This window comes from Hymenobacter artigasi (genome assembly GCF_012275535.1).
Classification (GTDB): Bacteria; Bacteroidota; Bacteroidia; order Cytophagales; family Hymenobacteraceae; genus Hymenobacter; species Hymenobacter artigasi.
Genome location: NZ_JAAVTK010000007.1, coordinates 14,804 through 37,158, shown reverse-complemented (window position 1 = coordinate 37,158; position 22,355 = coordinate 14,804). Strand labels below are relative to the sequence as shown.

Below are 22,355 nucleotides of genomic sequence, written 5' to 3'. Positions count from 1 at the left end.
TCTGCACCAGAAGCGGCTTTCGTGTTTTAAAATACCTTTCAACGCTCATTCAGCAGTCGCAGGGCTCATCACCAACAATCTCATCATACTCAAAAAGCGACTGAATGGCCCGGATTTCTTTGCTGTCCACCGGCTTATGAATCAGGCCGGCCACCAGGTCGTAATGCCTGGATTTCTCCAGGTCCTTCAGGGCCAGCGACGAGGTAAGAATATAGATGTGGCAGGTCCCGCGCAGGGCATCCTGGTAGGGTGCCAGGGCATCCAGAAACTGCCAGCCGTCCATCATCGGCATGTTCAGGTCCAGGAATATTATCTGAGGCACGCGCTGCTTTTTGCTCACCAGCTTGTCCAGCGCCTCCTGGGCCGACTGAAACGTGCAGATGCAATTGGAAAACCCTTCGGCCCGCAACAGTTGCTCGGTGAGGTAGATGGCGAGGTCGTCGTCATCAATGAGGTAGGTTTTCATCCGCATAGGGCCTGAAGTAGAGGGTAAATTCGGTTCCTTCATTGGGGCGGCTGGCCACCGTAACCTGCCCGCCCATGGCTTCTACGTGGGCCCGCACCAGGTACAGGCCAATGCCGCGCCCGGACTGCCCCACATGAAAGCGCCGATAAAGTTGAAAAACATTGTCGCCGGCCCGCTCCCTATCGAAGCCCGAGCCATTGTCGCGCACCGTGATGGCAAGCCCCTGCGCCGCAGCCGTAGTAGACACAATATTAATGCGCAACGGCCGTGACTCGGCCCGGTATTTAATGGCGTTCGAAATCAGGTTGTGAAAGATGCTGTGAAAATACGCCCGGCTGCCAGCTACGCGCAGGTCGGCCGGAATCATAATATGGAGCTGGCCGCCTGCTGCTTGCAGCGCTTCGTGCAAGCCCTGCAGCGCCTGCTGGCACACGGCGGCCAGCGGCACGGGCTCGGGCCGGTAGCCGGCCTGCTCGTCGCGCACCAGCAGGATTTCGTTCACATCGGTCAGCACCTCATCGAATAGCCGCAGGCTGGTTTGCAGCTTTTGCAGCGACGCGCCGAACACCACCGACTCCTTGTCCACACGAGTCAGCAGGTCGCTGAAGCCCAATGCATTGGCCAGCGGAGCCCGCAGGTTGTGCGATACGATGTAGGCAAACTGGTACAAGTCGGCATTCTGGCTGATTAATTTCTCGGTCAGCTGCTGCCGCTGCCGTTCAGCCTGCTTGCGGGATGTGATGTCCTGCATGGCCCCCATCATGCGCACGGCCCGGCCCACCGCGTCGCGTAGCAGGTAGCCCCGGTCAAATACCTCGGCCCAGGTGCCATTGGCCCGCCGAAACCGGTATTCCTCCTGCCAAAACAGATTTGTGGTTTCGAAAGCCGCATGCCGCAGGCCGGCCACCACGCGCGGGCTGTCGTCGGGATGCACATAGTCGGCCCACTCGCTGAAGGGCGTGGGATTCTGCGCTAGCTGATAGCCGAATAAATCTTCAAACCCCTCACCCCAATACAGCGAGTCGTCACTGATGGTCCAGTCATAAATGGCATCAGTGGTGGCTTTCAGGGCGTAGGCCAACCGCTCGTTGCTGATGCGCAGCGCCTTCTCCACCTGTTTTTCTTTGGTGAGGTCGTGCACCACACCCACCAGCTGGCAGCAGCGGCCGTGTTCGTCGGGCACCGGGGTCACGCTCACTTCGCCCGTCACCTGGCCGGTGGGGTAGTCGGTGGTTTCCTGCCAAATCACGCGCTCCATGCTGGAAATGGCCTCGCGGTACTTGGTAAGCACCAGGCTGAGCGAGGGTTCCGGAATAATATCCTCCACGTAGCGGCCCACCACCTGCTCTACCGGCAGGCCGGTCGTTTTCTCAAACGCTTTATTAGCGAATACAAACCGGTAGCGCCCCTCGCCTTCCACGTTCAGCACAAACGTGACATCGGCAATGGTATCGAAAAGGACCGAAAGCTGGTGCTCTCGTTTTGCCAGGGCCTTATTGGCCGCCACAAAGTTGCCCGAAGTATCAGCAGGATTATACATAAGGAGGAAGGATAGTGCCCAGCTTGCCCCTAAAGGAAGCACATTCAATCCAAACAAAAGCCAGTAATGCGCCGAATATTTCCGACCGGTGCAACCCCAACGGGCCGCCATCGCCGCCCCAAACCGGCCGTCCCCGCAGCGGTTGTCGCCTCAACATTGCGCCCCAACCCCGTGGGCGCTACCTTTGCCCTTCAGCGCCCGTGAGGCCTGCTTGCTATATAATTGACCGCTATGTACCTAGCCCTGCCCGTCAACGGTTACCAGCCGTCCGACTACCTGCCGATACTCATTCAATTTGGCCTGGCGCTGGCTTTTGTGGCCTTCGCCATGATTGTCTCGCACCTGGTAGGCCCCAAGCGCCACAGCACCGTGAAGGACGCTTCCTTTGAGTGCGGCATCGAGTCGGTGGGCAACGCCCGCACGCCTATTTCGGTGAAGTACTTCCTGACAGCCATTGTGTTTGTGCTGTTCGACGTCGAGGTTATCTTCATGTATCCGTGGGCCGTGAATTTCCGCGCCCTGGGCCGTGCCGGCTTCATCGAGATGCTGATATTTATGGCGCTGCTGCTGGCCGGCTTCTTCTACATCATCAAAAAGGGCATTTTGCGCTGGAACGAAGCACCAATGGCCCAAACTTTCGCCGCTACGCCGGTGTTAGAAAACCGGCCCGCCCAAGTGTCGAAAGCCGCCTAATCTGCTTGTCTCTTATAACTATGGCTGATAACCGAGTTCCTGAAATTAAATCCGTTGAAGCGCCCGAGGGCGTGGAAGGCGCCGGCTTCTTTGCTACCTCGCTGGAGAAAGTGGTGGGCATGGCCCGCGCCAACTCGCTCTGGCCCCTGCCCTTCGCCACGTCCTGCTGCGGCATCGAGTTCATGGCCACCATGGGCTCGCACTACGACATCTCCCGGTTTGGCTCCGAGCGCCCCAGCTTCTCGCCCCGTCAGGCCGATTTGCTGATGGTGATGGGCACCATCGCCAAGAAAATGGCCCCCATCGTGAAGCAGGTGTACGAGCAAATGGCCGAGCCCCGCTGGGTGCTGGCCATGGGTGCCTGCGCCTGCTCGGGCGGCATTTTCGACTCCTACTCGGTGCTGCAGGGCATCGACCGCATCATTCCGGTTGATGTGTACGTGCCCGGCTGCCCGCCCCGCCCCGAGCAGGTAATCGACGGCCTGATGCGTGTGCAGGACCTCGCCCGCAACGAATCCATCCGCCGCCGCAACGCCCCTGAGTATCAGGCCCTGCTGGAATCCTACAACATCAAGTAGATTATTTAGAACCAAGAACTTAGAACCAAGAGCTTAGAGTAGTGCCACCGAGCCTTCAGTTAAGCGCTTTACCCATCTAAGCTCTGAGTTCTACGCTCTAAGCTCTCAAGAATGACTCCTCAAGATGCTGCCGTCGCGCCCGAAGCGCCCGTTGCCGAAGACCCGATAAAGGCCCAGAATGCGCAAGTGCTTGCCTTGCTCACCCGCCTGTTCGGCGCGGACACCTTTACCGATGTGCACGAGCCTTATGGCCTGCTCACGGCGACCACCACGCGCGAACGCATCCACGAAATCATTGCCGGCCTGCAGCAGGACCAGGAGTTGAAGTTCCACTTCCTGACCACGATGTGCGGCATCAACTACCCCGAAAACCCGGGCCAGGAGCTGGGCATGATTTACCACCTGCACAGCCTGACGAAGAACATCCGGCTGCGCCTGAAAATCTTCTTCCCCGTTGCCGAACCGGTGGTACCCACCCTCACCGACCTCTACAACGCGGCCAATTGGATGGAGCGCGAAGCCTACGATTTCTACGGCGTCATCTTCACCGGCCACCCCAACCTCCTTCGCATCCTCAACGTGGAGGACATGGACTACTTCCCGATGCGCAAGCAGTACCCGGTAGAAGACGGTACCCGCGAAGACAAAACCGACCTGTTTTTCGGACGATAATTATTTGGTGCTTAGTTGTTGGTGCTTGGTGCTTGGCACAAGCCACATTTAAACCGACCAGCAAGCACGAGTTATCCTAAACCAAGCACCAAAAACCAAGCACCAGGCACCAATTAAGATGGCAGTAAACGACGCCCTGGCAGGCACCCACAAGATTCAGGAAGAGGCCGCTGCCCAGCGACCCGGCCAGCTGATGCCCATTCTCAACGACTTCAGCCAGGAGCTGACGACGCTGAACCTGGGTCCGACGCACCCCGCCACACACGGCATTTTCCAGAACATCCTGCAAATGGATGGCGAGCGCATCGTGTCCGGCGTGCCCACCATCGGCTACATCCACCGCGCCTTCGAGAAGCTGGCCGAACGCAAGCCGTTCTACCAGATTACCACCCTCACCGACCGGATGAACTACTGTTCGTCGCCCATCAACAACCTGGGCTGGCACATGACGGTGGAGAAGCTGCTCGGCGTGACCGTGCCTAAGCGCGCCCAGTACATCCGGGTGATTATGATGGAGCTGGCTCGCATTGCCGACCACCTTATCTGCAACTCGATTCTGGGCGTGGACACGGGGGCTTTCACCGGCTTCCTGTACGTATTCCAGGAGCGCGAGAAGATTTACGAAATCTACGAGGAGGTGTGCGGCGCCCGTCTCACCACCAACATGGGCCGCGTGGGCGGCATGGAGCGCGACCTGAGTCCCGTGGCCATCGACAAGCTCCGCGCCTGGCTGAAAAGCTTCCCGGTGGTGATGAAGGAGTTTGAGTCGATGTTCAACCGCAACCGCATTTTCATGGACCGCGTGGTGAACGTGGGCCCGATTTCGGCGGAAAAAGCATTGAGCTACGGTTTCACCGGTCCCAACCTGCGGGCGGCCGGCGTCGACTACGATGTGCGCGCCATGAACCCTTATTCTTCTTACGAGGACTTCGAGTTCGACATTCCGGTGGGCACTAACGGTGACACCTACGACCGGTTCATCGTGCGCAACGAGGAAATCTGGCAGAGCCTGCGCATCATCAACCAGGCCCTCGACCGCCTGCCCGAAGGCCCCTACCACGCCGATGCTCCACACTACTACCTGCCCACCAAGCCGGAAGTGTACAAGAGCATGGAGGCCCTGATTTATCACTTCAAAATCGTGATGGGCGAGATTGATGCGCCCGTGGGTGAGGTGTACCACGCGGTGGAAGGCGGCAACGGCGAGCTGGGTTTTTACCTGGTTTCGGACGGCGGCCGCACGCCCTACCGCCTGCACTTCCGCCGGCCCTGCTTCATCTACTACCAGGCATACCCCGAAATGGCCGTGGGCACCACGCTCTCCGACGCCATTGTTATTCTCTCGTCCATGAACGTCATCGCCGGCGAGCTGGACGCCTAGTTTTTGCTATTGCTATATGGAGCCGACCACCGCGCCCGCTAAACCGACCTTCTCTGCCGCCGCTCAGGCGGAAATCAAGCGACTGCTCACGCACTATCCGGCCGATAAGAGCAAGTCGGCCCTGTTACCGATTCTGCACATTGCGCAGGCCGAGTTCGGCGGCTGGGTGAGCCCCGAGGTGCAGGACCTGGTGGCCGAAACCCTGGGTATCAAGCCGATTGAAGTATACGAGGTGTCGTCATTCTACACCATGTACAACCTCAAGCTGGTGGGCAAGCACGTGCTGGAAATCTGCCGCACGGGCCCCTGCATGCTGCGCGGCTCCGACGAGCTGACTGCCAATCTGGAGCGCATCACCGGGGCCAAAGTAGGTGGTACTTCGCCCGACGGCAACTTCACCCTGAAAGAAGTGGAATGCCTGGCTGCCTGCGGGTTTGCCCCCGTGGTGCAGGTGCGCGAGCAGTATTACGAAAAGCTCGACACGCCCGAAGCGGTGGATGCCATGCTCAACGACCTGCGCGGCCAGATTCATCGGCCCATCCTGTCGTGGGAGGAAAACGACCTGCCTAATTCGCTCAAAAACAACTAGGATTATGGCCGAACAGAATCAGGATTTGCCGCTCGTCGTGTCAGAGATTTTAATTGAAATGCATGGCCTCAATAACCGTATGGATAACGTGGAAGGCTCATTAAACAGAATGGAACGCGCCATCACGCGCATGGCTGAAGTTATGCTTTCACAGCAGCAAGAAACCAACAAGCGTTTCGACATGCTGATGGAAGCCGACCGCGCCAATACGACGATGCTTATTACAGCTTTCCGCGAAGAGGCTGGCGCAACGCGTCAACGGCTTGACAAAATTGAGAATCGGCTCGCAGGTTTAGAAAACAAGTAGATGGGACGCAAGCTATTAACCGAACATATCAACGTCGAAGGCATCAACACTTTCGAGGTGTACCGCAAGCACGGCGGCTACCGCTCCGTGGAGAAGGCGCTCAAAACCATGACCCCCGACGAAGTGACGGAGGAAGTGAAGAAGTCGGGCCTGCGCGGGCGTGGCGGTGCGGGCTTCCCGGCCGGCATGAAGTGGGGCTTTCTGGCCAAGCCGGAAGGTGTGCCGCGCTACCTCGTCTGCAACGCCGACGAATCGGAGCCCGGTACCTTCAAGGACCGGCAGCTAATGACGAAACTGCCCCACCTGCTCATTGAGGGCATGATTACGGGCAGCTATGCCCTGGGCGCGCGCACCAGCTACATCTACATTCGCGGCGAGCTGTTGTACGTGCTGCGCATCCTGGAAAAGGCCATTGCGGAGGCTTACGCGGCGGGTTTCCTGGGCGAGAACATTCTCGGCTCGGGCTACTCGCTCGATTTGCACGTGCACCCCGGCGCCGGCGCCTACATCTGCGGCGAGGAAACGGCCTTGCTGGAATCGTTGGAAGGCAAGCGCGGCAACCCGCGCAACAAGCCGCCATTCCCGGCCGTGCAGGGACTGTACGCCCGCCCTACGGTGGTGAACAATGTGGAAACCATTGCGGCTGTGCCGGTTATCGTGAACGAAGGCGGCGACGAGTACGCCAAAATCGGTATCGGCCGGAGCACGGGCACCAAGCTAATTTCCGCCTGCGGCCACCTCAACAAGCCCGGCATCTACGAAATCGAGTTGGGCCTGCCGGTGGAGGAATTCATCTACTCTGACGAGTACTGCGGCGGCATTTGGAAAGGCCGCGACCTGAAAGCGGTAGTAGCAGGCGGCTCGTCCGTGCCGATTCTGCCCAAAGAGCTTATCCTGAAAACCGCCGCTGGTGAAAACCGCCTGATGACCTACGAGTCGCTGAGCGACGGCGGCTTCGTGACGGGCACCATGCTCGGCTCGGGCGGCTTCATCGCGATGGACGAAACGACGTGCATCGTGAAGAACACCTGGAACTTCTCGCGCTTCTACCACCACGAGTCGTGCGGGCAGTGCTCGCCCTGCCGCGAGGGCACCGGCTGGATGGAAAAAGTGCTGCACCGCCTAGAGCACGGTCACGGCTCGATGCACGACATCGACCTGTTGGTGAGCGTGGCCAAGCAGATTGAAGGCAACACCATTTGCCCGCTGGGCGAAGCGGCCGCGTGGCCGGTGGCTGCCGCCGTGCGCCACTTCCGCCACGAGTTTGAGTGGCACGTGACCAATCCAAAAGAAGCTACTGCTCCCGGCGCAGCCTATCGCGGCGCAGCAGTGCTGGCGTAACGCCTGTCATGCTGACGAAGGAAGCATCTTCTCCCCGCTGCTTTCGCCAGAATTTATAGATACAACCGGCGGCGCGGACGTGATAAGGTCCTTCGCTGCGCTCAGGATGACAAAATAGAAACCAATGGCTAAAATAACGTTCGACGGCATTGAAATAGAGGTTGCTGATGGCACCACTATCATGAACGCGGCTCGCCAGATTGGCGGCAGCATCGTGCCGCCCGCCATGTGCTACTACACCCCGCTGAAGGGTTCAGGCGGCAAGTGCCGCGCCTGCCTGGTGAAGGTGTCAGCCGGCTCGGCCAAAGACCCGCGCCCCATGCCTAAGCTGGTCGCCTCGTGCATCACGACGGTGCAGGACGGCATGGTGGTGGAAAACACCATCAACGAGCAGGTGATGGACGTGCGCAAGGGCATCGTGGAGATGCTGCTCATCAACCACCCGCTCGATTGCCCGGTGTGCGACCAGGCCGGCGAGTGCAGCCTGCAGGACTTTGCCTTCGAGCATGGCCTGAGCACCACCCGCTACGAGGAAGAGCGCCGCACCTTCGAGAAAATCGACATCGGCCCGCTCATCCAGCTGCACATGACGCGCTGCATCCTATGCTACCGTTGCGTGTACACCGCCGACCAGCTCACCCCCGAGCGTGTGCACGGCGTGCTGGGCCGCGGCGATGCTTCGGAAATCGGCACCTATATCGAGAACATCATCGACAACGAGTTCAGCGGCAACGTTATCGACGTGTGCCCGGTGGGCGCGCTGACCGATAAAACCTTCCGCTTCAAGCAGCGCGTGTGGTTCACGAAACCCGTGAACGCCCACCGCAACTGCGAAACCGACAAGTGCGAAGGCCGCGTAACGCTCTGGTACAAAGGCAAAGACGTACTCCGCGTAACCGCCCGCAAGGACGAGTACGGCGAAGTGAAAGAGTGGATTTGCAACACCTGCCGCTTCGATAAAAAGGAAACTTCCGACTGGACCCTCGAAGGCCCGGCGCACATCAACCGTGCCTCCGTGATTGCCCAGAACCACTACGAATTGCCGGTGGTGAACCCGCAGGTGATTCAGGACCTGCCCGAAAGCACGACGCGGGAGCTGGAACGCAACCCGCCGTTGCGGCTGGGTGGGTTGAATAATTAATAATCGTCTGTCATGCTGACGAAGAAAGCATCTTATCACCGCTGCCTTCGTCAGATACACTAACTCAATAGCTGCGCGGACGTGATAAGATGCTTCGCTGCGCTCAGCATGACAATTACACTATGACTCTCCCCGCTCTGGGCTGGCAAGGCCTCGTTGTTCTGGTGGTATTCGGCGTTTCGCTGCTGATTGCCACCTACTCCACCTACGCCGAGCGCGTTATCGCCGCGTTTCTGCAGGACCGCGTGGGCCCGGACCGCGCCGGTCCGTTTGGCTTACTGCAGCCGCTGGCCGATGCCGTGAAGCTCTTCACAAAGGAAGAATTCTTCCCGGCCGGGGCCAACCGGGCGCTGTTCGTGTTTGGGCCCTGCCTGGCCATGGTCACGGCCCTGATGTCGTCGGCGGTGATTCCATTCGGCAACTTCCTGCAGTTCGGCGATACCATCGTGCATCTGCAAGGGATTGAAATCAACGTGGGCATGCTGTATGTGTTCGGCATGGTGTCGCTGGGCGTGTATGGCATCATGATTGGCGGCTGGGCTTCCAACAACAAGTTTTCGCTGCTGGGCGCCATCCGGGCGGCTTCGCAAAACATCAGCTATGAGCTGGCCATGGGCCTGGCGCTGATTGCCGTGCTCATGATTTCGGGCACCCTGTCGCTGCGCGAAATCACCTTGCAGCAGTCGTCGGCCGCGCCGTTTGTGTGGCACGACATCTTCAACTGGAACATCATGAAGCAGCCCCTGGGCTTCCTCATCTTCATTGTGTGCGCGTTTGCCGAAACCAACCGCACGCCCTTCGACCTGCCCGAGTGCGAAACCGAGCTCATCGGCGGCTACCACACCGAGTATAGCTCCATGAAAATGGGCCTGTACCTGTTTGCCGAGTACATCAACGTGTTCGTGGCCTCGGCCGTGATGAGCGTGCTGTACTTCGGTGGCTTCAACTTCCCCTTCCAGTACGAAATGCGTGACTGGCTGGTATCGGCCCAAGGCCTGGAGCTGGTCACGGCCCAAAACATCATTACCATTGTGGGCCTGCTGGGCCTGTTCGGCAAAATTTTCGCCTTCATCTTCTTCTTCATGTGGGTGCGCTGGACGCTGCCGCGCTTCCGCTACGACCAGCTGATGCGCCTGGGCTGGACCATCCTCATCCCGCTGGCTATCTTCAACATCCTGCTCACGGGCGGCCTGATTACGTTCGGCGTAATTAAATAATTTTATTTGTCATGCTGACGCAGGAAGCATCTTATCACGGCTGCCTTCGTCAGAATTAGTTACCCCTACGGCCACGCGAACGTGATAAGATGCTTCGCAGGCTCAGCATGACAGAAACTCTATGGAATCCTTAAGCAAACGCGCCAAAGTTCTCGAAAAGAAGCCAATGACCCTGGCCGAGCGGGCCTACCTGCCGGCTATTTTCCAGGGCTTGTCGATTACGATGCAGCACTTTTTCCGGGCTGCCACCAAAAAGCAGGTCACCATTCGCTACCCCGAAGAAACGCGCCCCTTCTCCCCTGTTTTCCGGGGCCTGCACGTGCTGAAGCGCGACGAAGCCGGCCGCGAGCGCTGCACGGCCTGCGGCCTCTGTGCCGTGGCCTGCCCCGCTGAAGCCATTACGATGGTGGCCGGCGAGCGCAAAAAAGGCGAGGAAGGCCTCTACCGCGAGGAGAAGTACGCGGTGAGCTACGAAATCAACATGCTGCGCTGCATCTTCTGCGGCCTGTGCGAAGAAGCCTGCCCCAAAGCCGCCGTGTACCTGCAAGCTGATAAAATGGCCCCGCCACGCTTCGAGCGCGACGAGTTCATCTACGGCAAGGACCGGCTGGTGGAACCTGTGACGCCGGATAATCGCTCGAAGCGCGGCATTCAGCTCACGCCCGAGCAGGCCGACAAGCTGCGCACGCAGCTGGCGTAGCTTCGTGCGGTAAGCTTTAGCTTGCCGTCTTCAAACCTGACCTCTTAACGAACGGCAAGCTAAAGCTTACCTCACAATCAATGTCCCTCTTCCTCTTTATTTCGTTCGTGGCCCTGCTGAGTGCATTGGGCGTAGTACTGGCCAAAAACCCGGTGCACAGCGTCCTGTTCCTCATCCTCACGTTCTTCACCCTTTCGGGCCACTACCTGCTGCTGAACGCGCAGTTCCTGGCCGTGGTGAACATTATTGTATACGCCGGGGCCATCATGGTGCTGTTCCTGTTCGTGATTATGTTCCTGAACCTGAACGAGGACACTGAGCCGCACAAGCCGGCACTGGCCAAGTTTGCGGCCGCCATCGCCGGTGGCTCGCTACTGCTGATTCTGGTGGCTGCTATGCGTAACATCAGCCCTGCCGGCTACGACGCGGCTACGTTCGACTCGCAGATCGGCATGGTGGATAAGCTGGGTATGGTGCTGTTCCGCGACTACGCGCTGCCGTTCGAACTGGCGTCTATTCTGCTGCTGGCAGCCATGGTGGGCTCGGTGATGCTGGGCAAGCGCGAGACCGGCGAGCGGAATTTCTAGCTTTTCCGAAGCAATTCAGAAAACAAAAAGAGCGTCCGGCCGGACGCTCTTTTTGCTTTTTAGCGCGCAGGGTTTTTGGGCTGACGGCCGCGCTTTTTGGGTGGCAGGCCGGTGTCCCGCTCGTTAGGAAGTGGGGCAAAACCGACAGCCCGCAGGGCGTTTTTCAGGGCAGAGAGACGGCTGTATTGTTGCATCAGTTCGGAGGCGAATTGGTGCACTTGCTGCGTGAGGGCCGGCAGCGTGGCCAGTGATTTCAGACAGGTGGTGAGGCGGTTGTAGAGCAGATGCGTCCGTAGGGCTTTGTCCTCCAGCAGGGTTTCAAACCGCTCCATTGCAGCATCAAAGGTGGCTTCGGGTTGGAAGCGGGCAGCCTCGTGCAGCAGATGAGGCAAGGTGTGGGAGTCGTGCGCGGGCGGATTCTGGAGCCAGTGCAGCGACAGCACAAGCGGTAGTAGCTCGGGACCGCGCTGCTGGTCAATTAGCTGCTGGGCTTGCTCGGTGAGGGTGAGCGTCCGGCGGGAAGATGGCCGCCACGCTGGCAACGGCTGGCGCGGCTTGGCAACGTAAACTACCGGAGTCGGCAAGGCCGTCAGCGCTTTTTCATCGAACTCGAAAGCCTTCAGAAACCGACGCAGCACCTTGGGCTTTTGCAACAGGAGTTGCTGTAGAAACGCCAGCCGCTCCCGGTCGCTGGTACGGGTCCAGGCGGCGGATAGCAGGTGAGCGCGGCGGGCTTTTTTAGTCAGCGGGGCGGGTTCGGGGACTGGTTTGGGTTCGTCGCCGCCGCTAAACCAATCGAGTACGGCCAGGCCCAGGGCGATACCGTGCTTGCACACGTCGCCGTAGTCGTAGGGGCAGTCGCAATAGATTTTCGGCGGCTTACCGGAGCGCATGGTCAGCTCGACACGGTAGGATTCGGTGCCTTCCACCCTGGCCTTGAAGGTGTCGCCGGTGCGGCTAATGCGGCCCACGGCGTTGTCTTCGTAATAATAGGCACTGCCCCGCTCGAAAATCTTCTGCGGCACCAGCGCCTCCAAATCTGCTTCCGTAAACATAGCCTTTAGCGTGACTGACAGTCGGGGGCCGCAAACATAAGTACCCCGGAGCAACGTGGCTGGTTCCGTGCTCTGCCCTCCTGCAGCGCAGCGCCTTTTGGCGCATATTTGCCGCAATGCAAAAGCGCCGCCCCCAGTGAGGAGACGGCGCTTTTTTATAGATAATTTTTAAAATCCTAGCACTCCAATAAATAGCATTCACCTGAATAATCACCTAACCGGGCCGAATATCCCGGCCAGACTGGTATTAATTATAAGTAGCGGTAGTCGAAATGCCCTGCACCTGCGCGATTACCGTCGAGCGGATGGGCATGGAACGGTAGGTAGGCACCCGCAGCTTGTGCATCGGAGAAACCACCAGTTGCACCTGCATAAGCGAGGCAGCAAGGGCACTCCAGAACAGGAAAACGGCGGCGAAGATGTACAGCTTAGACATGGATGCGAGTGGTGTAGTGGTTAACTGATACAAACCTACTAGACCGGGGCACGGTCGGATTTTGCGCTTCGTTCAACCCTGGGCGTTGCCCGGTGAACGCAGGAATCCGGGAGGTGAGTGTTACAAAATCGATTTTCGGTTCTGGCTACAGCCTCCAAATAAAAAGCGGCGACTGAAGTATCAGTCGTCGCTGCTATTTCTACCATAGCTGGTTTAACCGATAGCATCGTCGACCCAACTCAAGAGTTGGGTCGTTTTGTAAGTCACTTCTTTGCCATTCATCACTTCTGCTACCAGTACAGGCTCAGTACCTGAATTATCGAAAATGTAGGCACGGTCGGTGAGTTTGAGGGCGGGCCGCAACAGGGCCAGCGACCGGCGGTAACGTTCTACAATTTTATCTTTCGCCACGGGATGGCCGCCTTTGGCTACGCGCACGGCCACACGGGCAATATTAATGGCTGGGTCGGCCGTAGCTACAAAATACAGGTAAGTGCGATAGCCAGCCTCACGCGCTTCGCGCAGAAAATCCAGCTTCGAGGGATGCGACATCACTGTCTCAAACGTCAGCGGCTGTCGGATGGCCAACAGATGAAACCGCAATAGTTCGGCTATCCAGGCGGCCAGATAGGAATCGAGGTGCGCGTGGCCCAGCAGGAGGACATTTTGCTCGATGCGGAGTTGGCTGGCTTGCTCTATGGGCAAGCGTTGCGAGCCGGGGCGCGCCGCAAATTCCTGCAATTCGGCATCTGTAAGCTGCACATTCCAATTGCCCAGATTCAGCAATCGGGAGGCCGGGGGCTGTTTTCTCAGTGTCGCCTCAATCTCATCGGCATTCACGATGACGCCTAAATTCACTTCTTCCGCCAGCAAGGGCACCAAAAATGACTTGCCGGACCCATTGGGCCCGGCAAGCATTCGCAGGCGATAAATTTCCGTCGGCTTACTCAAGGGTAAAAGGTTCGGTGCTAACCTGTACTACCCGTGGCGCGTTTTCCCGAATAACCCGCTTGGTACCGTCAGGGTCAATTTCAATAATCTGCCCGTTTTCCAGCACGGTAATCGAAAAGCCCTTCTGGGTGTTTTCCGCCACCACAGCCTCAGCGGCGCGCTTCAATACCCGCTTCATTGCCCGGCCCGATAGCTCTTCTTTCTTGCGTAGTGCCATAAGATAGATTTGATTGGTGCTGACCAGAAAACGATGCAAAATATAGAAGGGTTCTACTTCGCTACCAAGTCCGTATTAGTGCATATTCTCTTCCAATGCACATCAGCGACTGAAATATCAGTCGCTGATGTGCATTGGAATGATTCTTACGTCTGGCCTGACGCGCATTTTTTCAAATACACGCGAAGCGAACGAATATCGACATCCAACTGGTCAATCCAGATTTGTTCAATATCAAAGTGGGGATTGAATCGATTGACAATTGCCAGATGCTCTGTCATACCGCCGCGAAATCCAGTGCTTTGCTTGATTACGGCCATTACCCGAGTCCAAGGCAAATGACCTGATTTTACCGTCCATATTCCCTGATAGCCAATCCTGAGTTGCGGGCCTGGGTTAAGGAGCATTTTTACCGCCTGCCATACCATAAGGAGCCCAAGCGCCGGAAGAAATACCAGGGGCCATTCCTTCCACCATAAAGCTAAAATCACGCCTCCAAATAGCAGCGGCACTCCGAACACAAAATTGAACAGCATCGCACTTTGCGAATAGCCAATTTCGTGTTCGTAATTAATCTGCTTTTTGCTAAAGCGAGGCTTTTGCTTCATTGGCTACTTCGCCACCACATCTGTCTTGATGCTCAACTCCTTCAGTTGCGCATCGGCAATGGGTGAGGGCGAGTCAATCATCACGTCGCGGCCGGAGTTGTTCTTCGGAAACGCGATGAAGTCGCGGATGCTGTCGGAGCCGCCGAAGAGGCTGCACAGGCGGTCGAAGCCGAAGGCGAGGCCGCCGTGGGGCGGTGCGCCGTACTCGAAGGCATCGAGCAGGAAGCCGAACTGGGCCTGGGCTTCTTCGGGCGTGAAACCGAGCAGCGAGAACATGCGGGCCTGCACGGCGCGGTCGTGGATGCGAATGGAGCCGCCGCCCACTTCCACGCCGTTTATCACGAGGTCGTAGGCATTGGCGCGAACCTGCCCGATGGTTGTGGGCGAGTCGAGCAGGGCCAGGTCCTCGGGCTTGGGCGAGGTGAAGGGGTGGTGCATGGCGAAGTAGCGGTTTTCCTCCTCGCTGTATTCGAGCAGAGGGAAATCGACCACCCACAGCGGCGAAAACTCCTCCTTGTTGCGCAGGCCGAGGCGCTGGCCCATTTCGAGGCGCAGCTCGCTCATGGCCTTGCGGGTCTTGGCCTCGGAACCGGCCAGCAGGAGCAGCAGGTCGCCGGGGTTGGCGTGGAATGCGGCGCTCCACTTCTGCAATTCTTCCTGCGAGTAGAACTTATCGACCGATGATTTCACCACGCCATCGGCCTCTACGCGGGCGTAGATGAGGCCGGTAGCGCCGATTTGCGGGCGCTTCACGAAGTCGGTCAGTTCGTCGAGCTGCTTGCGGGTGTAGGCGGCGCAGGTGGCGGCGTTGATGCCCAGCACCAGCTCGGCGTTATCGAACACGGGGAAACCCTGGCCTTTCACGGTTTCGGTGAGGTCCACGAACTTCATTTCGAAGCGGGTGTCGGGCTTGTCGTTGCCGTAGTCGCGCATGGCGTCGGCGTAGGTCATGCGGGGCACGGTGGGGAAATCGAGGTTTTTGATTTCCTTGAACAGGTAGCGCACCAGGCCTTCAAACATATCGAGGATGTCTTCCTGGGTCACGAAGGCCATTTCGCAGTCAATCTGCGTGAACTCGGGCTGGCGGTCGGCACGCAGGTCTTCGTCGCGGAAGCACTTCACAATCTGGAAGTAGCGGTCGAAGCCCGACACCATGAGCAGCTGCTTAAACGTCTGGGGCGACTGCGGCAGGGCGTAGAATTCGCCGGGGTTCATGCGGGAGGGCACCACGAAATCGCGCGCACCTTCGGGCGTGGACTTGATGAGGACGGGCGTTTCGACTTCGATGAACTCCTGGCCATCGAGGTAGCGGCGCACGGCCTGGGCCATTTTGTGGCGCAGCATCAGGTTGTTGCGCACCGGGGTGCGGCGCAGGTCGAGGTAGCGGTACTTCATCCGCAGGTCGTCGCCGCCGTCGGTGTCGTCTTCGATGAGGAAGGGCGGCAGCTTGGCGGGGTTCAGAATCTCAACTTTCTCGGGGCGGATTTCGATGCCGCCGGTCGGGATTTTGTCGTTTTTGGAGTAGCGCTCGGCCACCGTGCCGGTCACGCTCAGCACAAACTCGCGGCCGAGGTGGCGGGCGGTTTCGCGCACGGCTTCGGCCTCTACGCCTTCTTCGAGGGTAATTTGGGTGAGACCGTACCGGTCGCGTAGGTCAATCCAGAGAATGGCGCCTTTGTCGCGGGTGCGCTGCACCCAGCCGCAAAGCGTGACGGTTTGACCAATGTGTTCGGCGCGGAGCTCGCCGCAGGTGTGAGTACGTAGCATGGACCGCAGATTTAACGGATTCTAACTGATTAAAACGGATTATTGTGATTCCGCTTTTTTTGCGAAGGTAGCCACTAGGCCGCCGGGGCGAAACCCAAACTTTGGTACGGAGTATGCAAAGGCAGACTGTAGCTGCGTTCCTTTGTCTTCTCAATCCCTTCAAATACCCATGAAATTTCTTCCCGCTCTCGCTCTGGCCGCCGCCCTTTTAGTAGCCGGCTCCGCGCAGGCCCAGACCAAAATCAAGACCAAGAGCAAGTCGGATGCCTCCGGCACTGTCATCAAATCAAAGTCTACGGGCGATGCCGTGACGCTTGATGGCCCTATTAAGCGCATCGAAACGCTGTCGGGCATCGATGTTTTCCCCAAGCCGAACTCGACCGATATTCTGCTGAGCTTCACCCAGCAATTCACCAAGGCCGGCACGCTGGTGATGACCGATTACAAGAACAAGGTGATGTACCAGACCGACCTGGACCCCGCCAACAACACCGGCGCGCCCGTGAACCTGGGCAAGATTCCGGCCGGCACCTACTTGGTGGAAGCCAAAACCGGCAACTACGTGTACTGGAAGAAGGTCCGCATCAAGTACCCCACCGTTCGCCGCTAAGCGGAGTTTGAAATACTTCAGGACGTCATACCGAGCGTAGCTGAGGCATCTCGCTGGTGTTAGTAACTCAACTGTTTGGTTACTACTGCACGCGAGATGCCTCGGCTGCGCTCGGCATGACGTTCTTTCTTTGTATGACGTTCTTTTGTATTGTTACCATTTCCTGTCTGCTATGGAATTCGCTTCGCTACTGCTATTGTTTTTTGGTCTCACGGCTTTCGGCCCCGCGCCCAAGCTCACCACTGTGAAGCTGGCTTCGACGCTTAGCGTGGGCGTACCAGTTGGCTTCGCACCGATGCCCGACGACGGCATTGCCGTGAAATATCCGTCGCCTCGCAAGCCGCTGGCCGTGTTTTCCAACCCCAGCGGGCGCGTGGATTTTAGTGTGGCCGTGCGCCCCACCACCTTCGAAAGCTTCGATTATGGCGTCCTGATTAAGATTTATAAGTCCAGTATTCAGCGCCTTTACACCAAGGTTGATTTTATCAAGGAAGACATCCGAACCGTAAACGGGCGCGATTTCATCTACTTCGAATTCGTTTCGACCGTGGCCGACAGCCGGCGCACCGGCGGCCAGCTGGCCCCCATCAAGCGCTACCAGGCCGTGCAGTACGCCATTGAGGGCACGCAGCTCTACGTGTTCACCTTTGTGGCCCCGGCCGAGGAGCAGGCCCAGTGGCAGCCCACGGCCCAGGCTGTGATGGGAGCCATTGCAATGAAGAAATAAGCTGTGCCGGCCTCCGACAACTACTTTATGGCCAAGGCACTGGCCGAAGCCGAAAAAGCCCTGGCTGCCGACGAGATTCCCATTGGAGCCGTTGTAGTGTTTGAAAACCAAATAATTGGGCGCGGCTACAACCAGACCGAGCGCCTGCGCGATGTGACCGCCCACGCCGAAATGCTGGCCATCACGGCCGCTGCCAATTACCTCGGCAATAAATACCTGGCCGACTGCACGCTCTACGTCACCATCGAGCCCTGCGTGATGTGTGCCGGGGCCAGCTACTGGGCCCAATTAAAAGCCGTAGTGTTTGGCGCGGAAGAGCCCAAAGTGGGTTTTCGGCGGCACGGGGCCCTTTTGCATCGACGCACGCAGCTGCGTGGCGGTGTGCAGGCCGATGCCTGCGCCAAATTGATGCAGCAGTTTTTCAGTATGAAGCGGAAATAATCTACTTTTGAAGCCTGACCAACGGCCAACGCAACTATGCGGGCAGCCGCCGGTTTAAAAACCACCCTTTCCTTCTCTCTTTACTAACCCAAACCCTTTTTCAGTTATGGCTTTCGAACTTCCCAAACTCCCGTACGCCTACGACGCGCTCGAACCCACGTTTGACGCGCAGACCATGGAAATCCACCACAGCAAGCACCACCAGGCTTACGTGACCAACCTGAACGCGGCCATCGCGGGCACGGAAATGGAGAACCAGTCCATCGAGGAAATTATGCACAACATTGCCAAGGCCCCGGTGGCTGTGCGCAACAACGGCGGCGGCCACTACAACCACTCGCTGTTCTGGACCATCCTCTCGCCCAACGGCGGCGGGCAGCCCACCGGTGCGGTGGGCGAAGCCATCACCACGGCATTTGGCACATTTGATAAGTTCAAGGAAGAGTTCAGCAAAGCCGGGGCTACGCGCTTCGGCTCGGGCTGGGCGTGGCTGTGCAAGCAGCCCGACGGCTCGGTACAAATCTGTTCGACCCCGAACCAGGACAACCCGCTGATGCCTGAGTCGGGCTGCAAGGGCATGCCCATCCTCGGCCTCGATGTGTGGGAGCACGCCTACTACCTGAAATACCAGAACCGCCGGCCCGATTACATCGCCGCCTTCTTCAACCTCATCAACTGGGATGAAGTGAACAAGCGCTTTGCCGCCGCTTACGCCGCGTAGTTGCGGCCGCGTTTCTTACGCTGTTGCCCGAAAGGTCCGTTTCCGGTAGGAAGCGGGCCTTTTTTGGTGGTGTGTTTAGCCACTTACAGGCTGAAAAAGGGGTAAAAACAAGTGACTTACTGTTACGGACGCTTCTTTAAAGCCCGTGCTTGCAACGCCTTCAGGTAGCCTCGCAAGGTGTAGGAGGCCGCATTACGTTCTTCATATCCCTCGCAATAGAAGGACGGGCCGGAATAGTTATTATATCGGAACGTCACTGCCAAGAAATTGTCTAAGTCGTGCGCCGAAGGGGGTGGAGGGGGTTCGGTATTATTACGCGACGGTGGATAAGCCGCGAGTTGAAATACTTGCCGGGTAAGGTGGTAAATGGTATCAAGTTGGGGCCGTGTAAGGGGCAGGGACACAGTATCCCGAGGCACCCAACTAGAATCTGGACGGTTTCCTTTTGCAGGTTGTGCTATCCAGTGAAAGCTAGAATAGGCAAATAAGTGCGCAGATGGAGGCGCGACTTCGGACCGCTTAACGCGCGTGTACCCGCCAGTTTGCACGACTAATTGTGCTACTGCTCCAACCATTGGGTTAGTGTCTTCCACGCTCACATAATAGTCGTACACATGAGATGAAGGAGGGGGAGGAATAGGAGTAGGCTCACAACTAGCTACGCAACAAAGAAGCCCTGAAAACCAGGTAAAAGGGTATATATATTTCATTATTCATTGATTTCATAAAGCACACGAAGAAACGAACGATAACAGAAACCAGGTGCCTTGCGAAACGTCCATTTTTCTTTTTAGACACCCGCCCAAACCCGCTTCTAAAGCTGCTCAAGCCGCCTGATGTGACTGCTTGAGTCCCGGAAACTCCTTCCCCAACCTAAGCGCCTGAAGCACCTGCTGGCGGCAAGTTTCGGAAGCGGCCTAGCTCCCCAGAACCGGCATTTTGTTGGGGCGAAACTCAGCCGAAAACAATTCGTGTACGTACCTGCTTTATCACCGCGCCTTATTTACCCGGCGGCTTGCGCGCCCCTCCAATTCAATCGAACTTATGTCAAGCAAAGCTTTTGAGCCCGCCCAACTCGGCCCGCTCACCCTTACCAACCGCCTCGTAATGGCTCCCATGACGCGCAGCCGCGCCCTGGGCAACGAGGCCAATGAGCTGATGGCCGAATACTACCGCCAGCGCGCCACTGCCGGCCTCATCATCTCAGAAGGCGTTTCGCCCTCGGCCGATGGCCTGGGCTACGCCCGCATTCCCGGCCTGTTCACGCCGGAGCAGGCCAATAACTGGCAGCGCGTGACGGAAACCGTGCACCACCACGGCGGTCACATTTTCATTCAGCTCATGCATGCCGGCCGCGTATTTCACCCGCTCAACCTGCCCGAAGGTGCGGAAGGTGTAGCTCCCTCAGCCATTGCAGCCAAAGGCCAGATGTGGACCGACCAGCAGCAGATGCAGGACCAGCCCGCGCCCCGCGCCCTCACCACCGAAGAAGTGGCCGAAGTAGTGCAGCAGTACGCCCAAAGCGCCAAGCTGGCCCTGGAAGCCGGCTTTGATGGCGTAGAAGTTCACGGTGCCAACGGCTACCTGCCCGAGCAGTTCCTAAACCCGAACACCAACCAGCGCACCGACGAATATGGCGGCAGCGTGCAGAACCGCGCCCGCTTCGTGCTCGACGTGACCCGCGCCGTGGCCGCCGAAATCGGGGCTGACCGCACCGGGGTGCGCCTCTCGCCGGGCAGCAATTTCAACGACATGGGGGCCTACCCCGAAATGGCCGAAACCTACGCCTACCTGGCCGCCGAGCTGCAAAAAATCGGCGTGGTGTACGTGCACCTCGTGGGCTCGGGCAACATTCCGGCCGACGTGCTGGACAGCATCCACGCCGCCTACACCGGCCCCGTTATCTACAACGGGGGCTACCGCGACCTGGCCCGCGCCGAAGCCGACCTCGCCGGCCGTGCCGATTTCATCTCCTACGGCATCGCCTACATCGGCAACCCCGACCTCGTGGAGCGCCTGAAAGCTGGCCAGCCCCTGGCCGAAAGCGACCAGGCCACTTACTACGCCCCCGGCCCCAACGGTTTCGCCGACGGCTACACCGACTACCCCACGGCCGACGGCCAGCCCGCCGGCACGTTCTCGCCCACCTACGAGGCGTAAAACTGCCCCCAACGGCTAATGCAGGCCCCTGCGAAGCTCGCCCCCAACCGGGCGCTTCGCAGGGGCTTTTTTATTTATCTTTGACGGTCGTGGCCCCCGCGCCACCCCTGCATTCGTCTTATCCCACCCCTTTTGCCCCGTTCCCGCATGAATACGAAGCTGCGCCTTACTGTCCTGAGTTTCCTCCAGTTTTTTATCTGGGGCTCGTGGCTGATTACCATTGGCGCTTATTGGTTTCAAACGAAGCAATGGTCTGGTGCCCAATTTGGGGCCATTTTCTCGACCATGGGCATTGCTTCCATCTTCATGCCCTCGCTTATGGGCATTGTGGCCGATAAGTACGTGAACGCCGAAAAGCTCTACGGCATCCTGCACATTCTGGGGGGCCTCACGCTTTGCACCATCCCGATGGTGACGGACCCCGGCACGTTCTTCTGGGTTATCCTGCTGAACATGATTTTCTACATGCCCACGCTGTCGCTGTCCATCGCCGTGTCGTTTTCGGTGCTGAAAACCGAAGGGCTCGACGTGGTGAAGGACTACCCGCCCATCCGTGTCTGGGGCACCATCGGCTTCATCGTGGCCATGTGGACGGTGAGCCTGCTGGGTTTCGAAAAATCGGCCAGCCAGTTCTACGTGGCCGCCGCTGCGGCTTTCGCGCTGGGCCTCTATTCCTTCACGCTGCCCAAGTGCCCGCCGCAGTCGGCCAATTCTTCGAGCCAGAGCCTGGCAGAAATTCTGGGGCTTAAATCGTTCGCTATTCTGCGCGACCGGAAGATGTTAACCTTCTTTATGTTTGCCCTGCTGCTGGGTGCCGCCCTCCAGCTTACCAATGCCTACGGCGACACCTTCCTGCACGATTTCGACCAGAATGCGGCCTACAAGGATACCCTGACGGTGAAGTACCCGGCCATCATCATGTCCATCTCGCAGATTTCCGAAACCCTGTTCATCCTGGCCATTCCCTTCTTCCTGCGCCGCTTCGGCATCAAGCAGGTGATGCTTTTCAGCATGATTGCCTGGGTGCTGCGTTTCGGCCTGTTTGCCTACGGCAACCCCGGCCAGGGCCTCTGGATGATTATCCTCTCGTGCATCGTGTACGGCATGGCCTTCGATTTCTTCAACATTTCGGGCTCGCTGTTCGTCGAAACCCAGACCCAGCCCAGCATCCGGGCCAGCGCGCAGGGCCTGTTTATGATGATGACCAATGGCTTCGGGGCCGTGCTGGGCAGCTCGCTCAGCGGCCTCATCATCCAGCACTATTTCACCGATGCCAATGGCGTGAAGGACTGGCACAGCATCTGGCTCACGTTTGCGGGCTACTCGCTGGTTATCGCGGTGCTGTTCGTACTTATTTTCAAGCATAAGCACACCACCCAGCCGGTCGAAGATTCCTCGCACGTCGCGCCGTTGCTCTCCGTTGAGCAAGCCTAGCCGGCCGGCCTTTTTC

24 protein-coding genes and 1 pseudogene are annotated in these 22,355 nt (G+C 58.3%); 17 read left to right on the top strand and 8 right to left on the bottom strand.

Annotated features, from left to right (window positions below; all coding sequences use genetic code 11):
• Window positions 1-49: 49 nt before the first annotated feature.
• Both HBN54_RS12490 and HBN54_RS12485 read right to left on the bottom strand, forming a co-directional pair.
• A complete protein-coding gene (locus tag HBN54_RS12490; protein ID WP_168673550.1) occupies window positions 50-466 on the bottom strand; it encodes a response regulator in 417 nt (138 codons plus the stop codon).
• Window positions 447-2,006 carry a sensor histidine kinase gene (locus HBN54_RS12485; protein ID WP_168673549.1) on the bottom strand — a complete coding sequence of 520 codons (1,560 nt, stop codon included), beginning with the start codon at window positions 2,004-2,006 and terminating at the stop codon, window positions 447-449. Before HBN54_RS12485 ends, HBN54_RS12490 begins: the two co-directional genes overlap by 20 nt.
• Window positions 2,007-2,237: 231 nt before the next feature.
• Here HBN54_RS12485 and HBN54_RS12480 point away from each other — a divergent pair.
• The 11 genes and pseudogenes from HBN54_RS12480 to HBN54_RS12430 form a co-directional block, all read left to right on the top strand.
• Window positions 2,238-2,618 (top strand): annotated as a pseudogene (locus tag HBN54_RS12480) (NADH-quinone oxidoreductase subunit A); the annotation flags it as partial.
• Window positions 2,619-2,719: 101 nt separating this feature from the next.
• Window positions 2,720-3,277 (top strand): NADH-quinone oxidoreductase subunit B, encoded by a 558-nt coding sequence (locus tag HBN54_RS12475; RefSeq protein WP_210428051.1) that lies wholly within the window; start codon window positions 2,720-2,722, stop codon window positions 3,275-3,277.
• 111 nt (window positions 3,278-3,388) lie between these two features.
• The gene (locus HBN54_RS12470) at window positions 3,389-3,949 is read left to right on the top strand and encodes an NADH-quinone oxidoreductase subunit C (RefSeq protein ID WP_168673547.1); all 561 of its coding nucleotides are present in this window, start codon (window positions 3,389-3,391) and stop codon (window positions 3,947-3,949) included.
• Between the two features lie 193 nt (window positions 3,950-4,142).
• Window positions 4,143-5,330 carry an NADH-quinone oxidoreductase subunit D gene (locus HBN54_RS12465; protein WP_235955524.1) on the top strand — a complete coding sequence of 396 codons (1,188 nt, stop codon included), beginning with the start codon at window positions 4,143-4,145 and terminating at the stop codon, window positions 5,328-5,330.
• 16 nt (window positions 5,331-5,346) lie between these two features.
• Complete coding sequence (locus HBN54_RS12460; RefSeq protein WP_168673545.1) at window positions 5,347-5,919, top strand: NADH-quinone oxidoreductase subunit NuoE family protein; 573 nt, start codon at window positions 5,347-5,349, stop codon at window positions 5,917-5,919.
• Between the two features lie 4 nt (window positions 5,920-5,923).
• On the top strand, window positions 5,924-6,226 hold the full coding sequence (locus tag HBN54_RS12455) for a hypothetical protein (protein WP_168673544.1): 303 nt from the start codon (window positions 5,924-5,926) through the stop codon (window positions 6,224-6,226).
• Window positions 6,227-7,567 carry an NADH-quinone oxidoreductase subunit NuoF gene (gene nuoF, locus HBN54_RS12450; RefSeq protein ID WP_168673543.1) on the top strand — a complete coding sequence of 447 codons (1,341 nt, stop codon included), beginning with the start codon at window positions 6,227-6,229 and terminating at the stop codon, window positions 7,565-7,567. It abuts the gene before it with no gap.
• Between the two features lie 124 nt (window positions 7,568-7,691).
• Entirely contained in the window at window positions 7,692-8,708 is a 1,017-nt protein-coding gene (locus HBN54_RS12445; protein WP_168673542.1) for a 2Fe-2S iron-sulfur cluster-binding protein, read from the top strand.
• Between the two features lie 122 nt (window positions 8,709-8,830).
• Window positions 8,831-9,925, top strand: a complete 1,095-nt coding sequence (gene nuoH, locus HBN54_RS12440; protein ID WP_168673541.1) for an NADH-quinone oxidoreductase subunit NuoH — start codon at window positions 8,831-8,833, stop codon at window positions 9,923-9,925.
• A 121-nt stretch (window positions 9,926-10,046) separates the two neighbouring features.
• The gene (locus HBN54_RS12435) at window positions 10,047-10,625 is read left to right on the top strand and encodes a NuoI/complex I 23 kDa subunit family protein (protein WP_168673540.1); all 579 of its coding nucleotides are present in this window, start codon (window positions 10,047-10,049) and stop codon (window positions 10,623-10,625) included.
• 80 nt (window positions 10,626-10,705) lie between these two features.
• Window positions 10,706-11,212, top strand: a complete 507-nt coding sequence (locus tag HBN54_RS12430; protein WP_168673539.1) for an NADH-quinone oxidoreductase subunit J family protein — start codon at window positions 10,706-10,708, stop codon at window positions 11,210-11,212.
• A gap of 59 nt (window positions 11,213-11,271) precedes the next feature.
• Here HBN54_RS12430 and HBN54_RS12425 read toward each other — a convergent pair whose 3' ends face one another.
• The 6 genes from HBN54_RS12425 to aspS form a co-directional block, all read right to left on the bottom strand.
• The gene (locus HBN54_RS12425; protein WP_168673538.1) at window positions 11,272-12,267 is read right to left on the bottom strand and encodes an SWIM zinc finger family protein; all 996 of its coding nucleotides are present in this window, start codon (window positions 12,265-12,267) and stop codon (window positions 11,272-11,274) included.
• 247 nt (window positions 12,268-12,514) lie between these two features.
• Window positions 12,515-12,703: a hypothetical protein gene (locus HBN54_RS12420; RefSeq protein ID WP_168673537.1), complete on the bottom strand. Its 189-nt coding sequence runs from the start codon at window positions 12,701-12,703 to the stop codon at window positions 12,515-12,517.
• 213 nt (window positions 12,704-12,916) lie between these two features.
• Window positions 12,917-13,654 (bottom strand): zeta toxin family protein, encoded by a 738-nt coding sequence (locus HBN54_RS12415; protein ID WP_210428050.1) that lies wholly within the window; start codon window positions 13,652-13,654, stop codon window positions 12,917-12,919.
• On the bottom strand, window positions 13,647-13,910 hold the full coding sequence (locus HBN54_RS12410) for a hypothetical protein (RefSeq protein ID WP_168673536.1): 264 nt from the start codon (window positions 13,908-13,910) through the stop codon (window positions 13,647-13,649). Before HBN54_RS12410 ends, HBN54_RS12415 begins: the two co-directional genes overlap by 8 nt.
• Window positions 13,911-14,017: 107 nt before the next feature.
• A complete protein-coding gene (locus HBN54_RS12405) occupies window positions 14,018-14,479 on the bottom strand; it encodes a hypothetical protein (protein ID WP_168673535.1) in 462 nt (153 codons plus the stop codon).
• A 3-nt stretch (window positions 14,480-14,482) separates the two neighbouring features.
• Entirely contained in the window at window positions 14,483-16,246 is a 1,764-nt protein-coding gene (gene aspS / locus HBN54_RS12400) for an aspartate--tRNA ligase (RefSeq protein ID WP_168673534.1), read from the bottom strand.
• Window positions 16,247-16,415: 169 nt separating this feature from the next.
• On the opposite strand from aspS, the gene HBN54_RS12395 reads away from it, so the two are divergent.
• From HBN54_RS12395 to HBN54_RS12370, 6 genes are all read left to right on the top strand, one after another.
• Window positions 16,416-16,856 (top strand): T9SS type A sorting domain-containing protein, encoded by a 441-nt coding sequence (locus HBN54_RS12395; RefSeq protein ID WP_168673533.1) that lies wholly within the window; start codon window positions 16,416-16,418, stop codon window positions 16,854-16,856.
• Window positions 16,857-17,028: 172 nt separating this feature from the next.
• The gene (locus tag HBN54_RS12390; protein WP_168673532.1) at window positions 17,029-17,583 is read left to right on the top strand and encodes a hypothetical protein; all 555 of its coding nucleotides are present in this window, start codon (window positions 17,029-17,031) and stop codon (window positions 17,581-17,583) included.
• A gap of 3 nt (window positions 17,584-17,586) precedes the next feature.
• On the top strand, window positions 17,587-18,024 hold the full coding sequence (locus HBN54_RS12385; protein WP_317170215.1) for a nucleoside deaminase: 438 nt from the start codon (window positions 17,587-17,589) through the stop codon (window positions 18,022-18,024).
• A gap of 106 nt (window positions 18,025-18,130) precedes the next feature.
• A complete protein-coding gene (locus HBN54_RS12380) occupies window positions 18,131-18,745 on the top strand; it encodes a superoxide dismutase (protein ID WP_168673530.1) in 615 nt (204 codons plus the stop codon).
• Between the two features lie 1,044 nt (window positions 18,746-19,789).
• On the top strand, window positions 19,790-20,905 hold the full coding sequence (locus tag HBN54_RS12375; RefSeq protein WP_168673529.1) for an alkene reductase: 1,116 nt from the start codon (window positions 19,790-19,792) through the stop codon (window positions 20,903-20,905).
• Between the two features lie 147 nt (window positions 20,906-21,052).
• Window positions 21,053-22,339 carry a nucleoside permease gene (locus tag HBN54_RS12370; protein WP_168673528.1) on the top strand — a complete coding sequence of 429 codons (1,287 nt, stop codon included), beginning with the start codon at window positions 21,053-21,055 and terminating at the stop codon, window positions 22,337-22,339.
• Window positions 22,340-22,355: the final 16 nt, after the last annotated feature.

Bases quoted from the DNA above. Each gene is read 5' to 3' on its own strand.
- HBN54_RS12490 (WP_168673550.1), bottom strand. From the start codon at position 466: ATGAAAACCTACCTCATTGATGACGACGACCTCGCCATCTACCTCACC.
- HBN54_RS12485 (WP_168673549.1), bottom strand. From the start codon at position 2,006: ATGTATAATCCTGCTGATACTTCGGGCAACTTTGTGGCGGCCAATAAG.
- HBN54_RS12475 (WP_210428051.1), top strand. From the start codon at position 2,720: ATGGCTGATAACCGAGTTCCTGAAATTAAATCCGTTGAAGCGCCCGAG.
- HBN54_RS12470 (WP_168673547.1), top strand. From the start codon at position 3,389: ATGACTCCTCAAGATGCTGCCGTCGCGCCCGAAGCGCCCGTTGCCGAA.
- HBN54_RS12465 (WP_235955524.1), top strand. From the start codon at position 4,143: ATGCCCATTCTCAACGACTTCAGCCAGGAGCTGACGACGCTGAACCTG.
- HBN54_RS12460 (WP_168673545.1), top strand. From the start codon at position 5,347: ATGGAGCCGACCACCGCGCCCGCTAAACCGACCTTCTCTGCCGCCGCT.
- HBN54_RS12455 (WP_168673544.1), top strand. From the start codon at position 5,924: ATGGCCGAACAGAATCAGGATTTGCCGCTCGTCGTGTCAGAGATTTTA.
- nuoF (WP_168673543.1), top strand. From the start codon at position 6,227: ATGGGACGCAAGCTATTAACCGAACATATCAACGTCGAAGGCATCAAC.
- HBN54_RS12445 (WP_168673542.1), top strand. From the start codon at position 7,692: ATGGCTAAAATAACGTTCGACGGCATTGAAATAGAGGTTGCTGATGGC.
- nuoH (WP_168673541.1), top strand. From the start codon at position 8,831: ATGACTCTCCCCGCTCTGGGCTGGCAAGGCCTCGTTGTTCTGGTGGTA.
- HBN54_RS12435 (WP_168673540.1), top strand. From the start codon at position 10,047: ATGGAATCCTTAAGCAAACGCGCCAAAGTTCTCGAAAAGAAGCCAATG.
- HBN54_RS12430 (WP_168673539.1), top strand. From the start codon at position 10,706: ATGTCCCTCTTCCTCTTTATTTCGTTCGTGGCCCTGCTGAGTGCATTG.
- HBN54_RS12425 (WP_168673538.1), bottom strand. From the start codon at position 12,267: ATGTTTACGGAAGCAGATTTGGAGGCGCTGGTGCCGCAGAAGATTTTC.
- HBN54_RS12420 (WP_168673537.1), bottom strand. From the start codon at position 12,703: ATGTCTAAGCTGTACATCTTCGCCGCCGTTTTCCTGTTCTGGAGTGCC.
- HBN54_RS12405 (WP_168673535.1), bottom strand. From the start codon at position 14,479: ATGAAGCAAAAGCCTCGCTTTAGCAAAAAGCAGATTAATTACGAACAC.
- aspS (WP_168673534.1), bottom strand. From the start codon at position 16,246: ATGCTACGTACTCACACCTGCGGCGAGCTCCGCGCCGAACACATTGGT.
- HBN54_RS12395 (WP_168673533.1), top strand. From the start codon at position 16,416: ATGAAATTTCTTCCCGCTCTCGCTCTGGCCGCCGCCCTTTTAGTAGCC.
- HBN54_RS12390 (WP_168673532.1), top strand. From the start codon at position 17,029: ATGGAATTCGCTTCGCTACTGCTATTGTTTTTTGGTCTCACGGCTTTC.
- HBN54_RS12380 (WP_168673530.1), top strand. From the start codon at position 18,131: ATGGCTTTCGAACTTCCCAAACTCCCGTACGCCTACGACGCGCTCGAA.
- HBN54_RS12375 (WP_168673529.1), top strand. From the start codon at position 19,790: ATGTCAAGCAAAGCTTTTGAGCCCGCCCAACTCGGCCCGCTCACCCTT.
- HBN54_RS12370 (WP_168673528.1), top strand. From the start codon at position 21,053: ATGAATACGAAGCTGCGCCTTACTGTCCTGAGTTTCCTCCAGTTTTTT.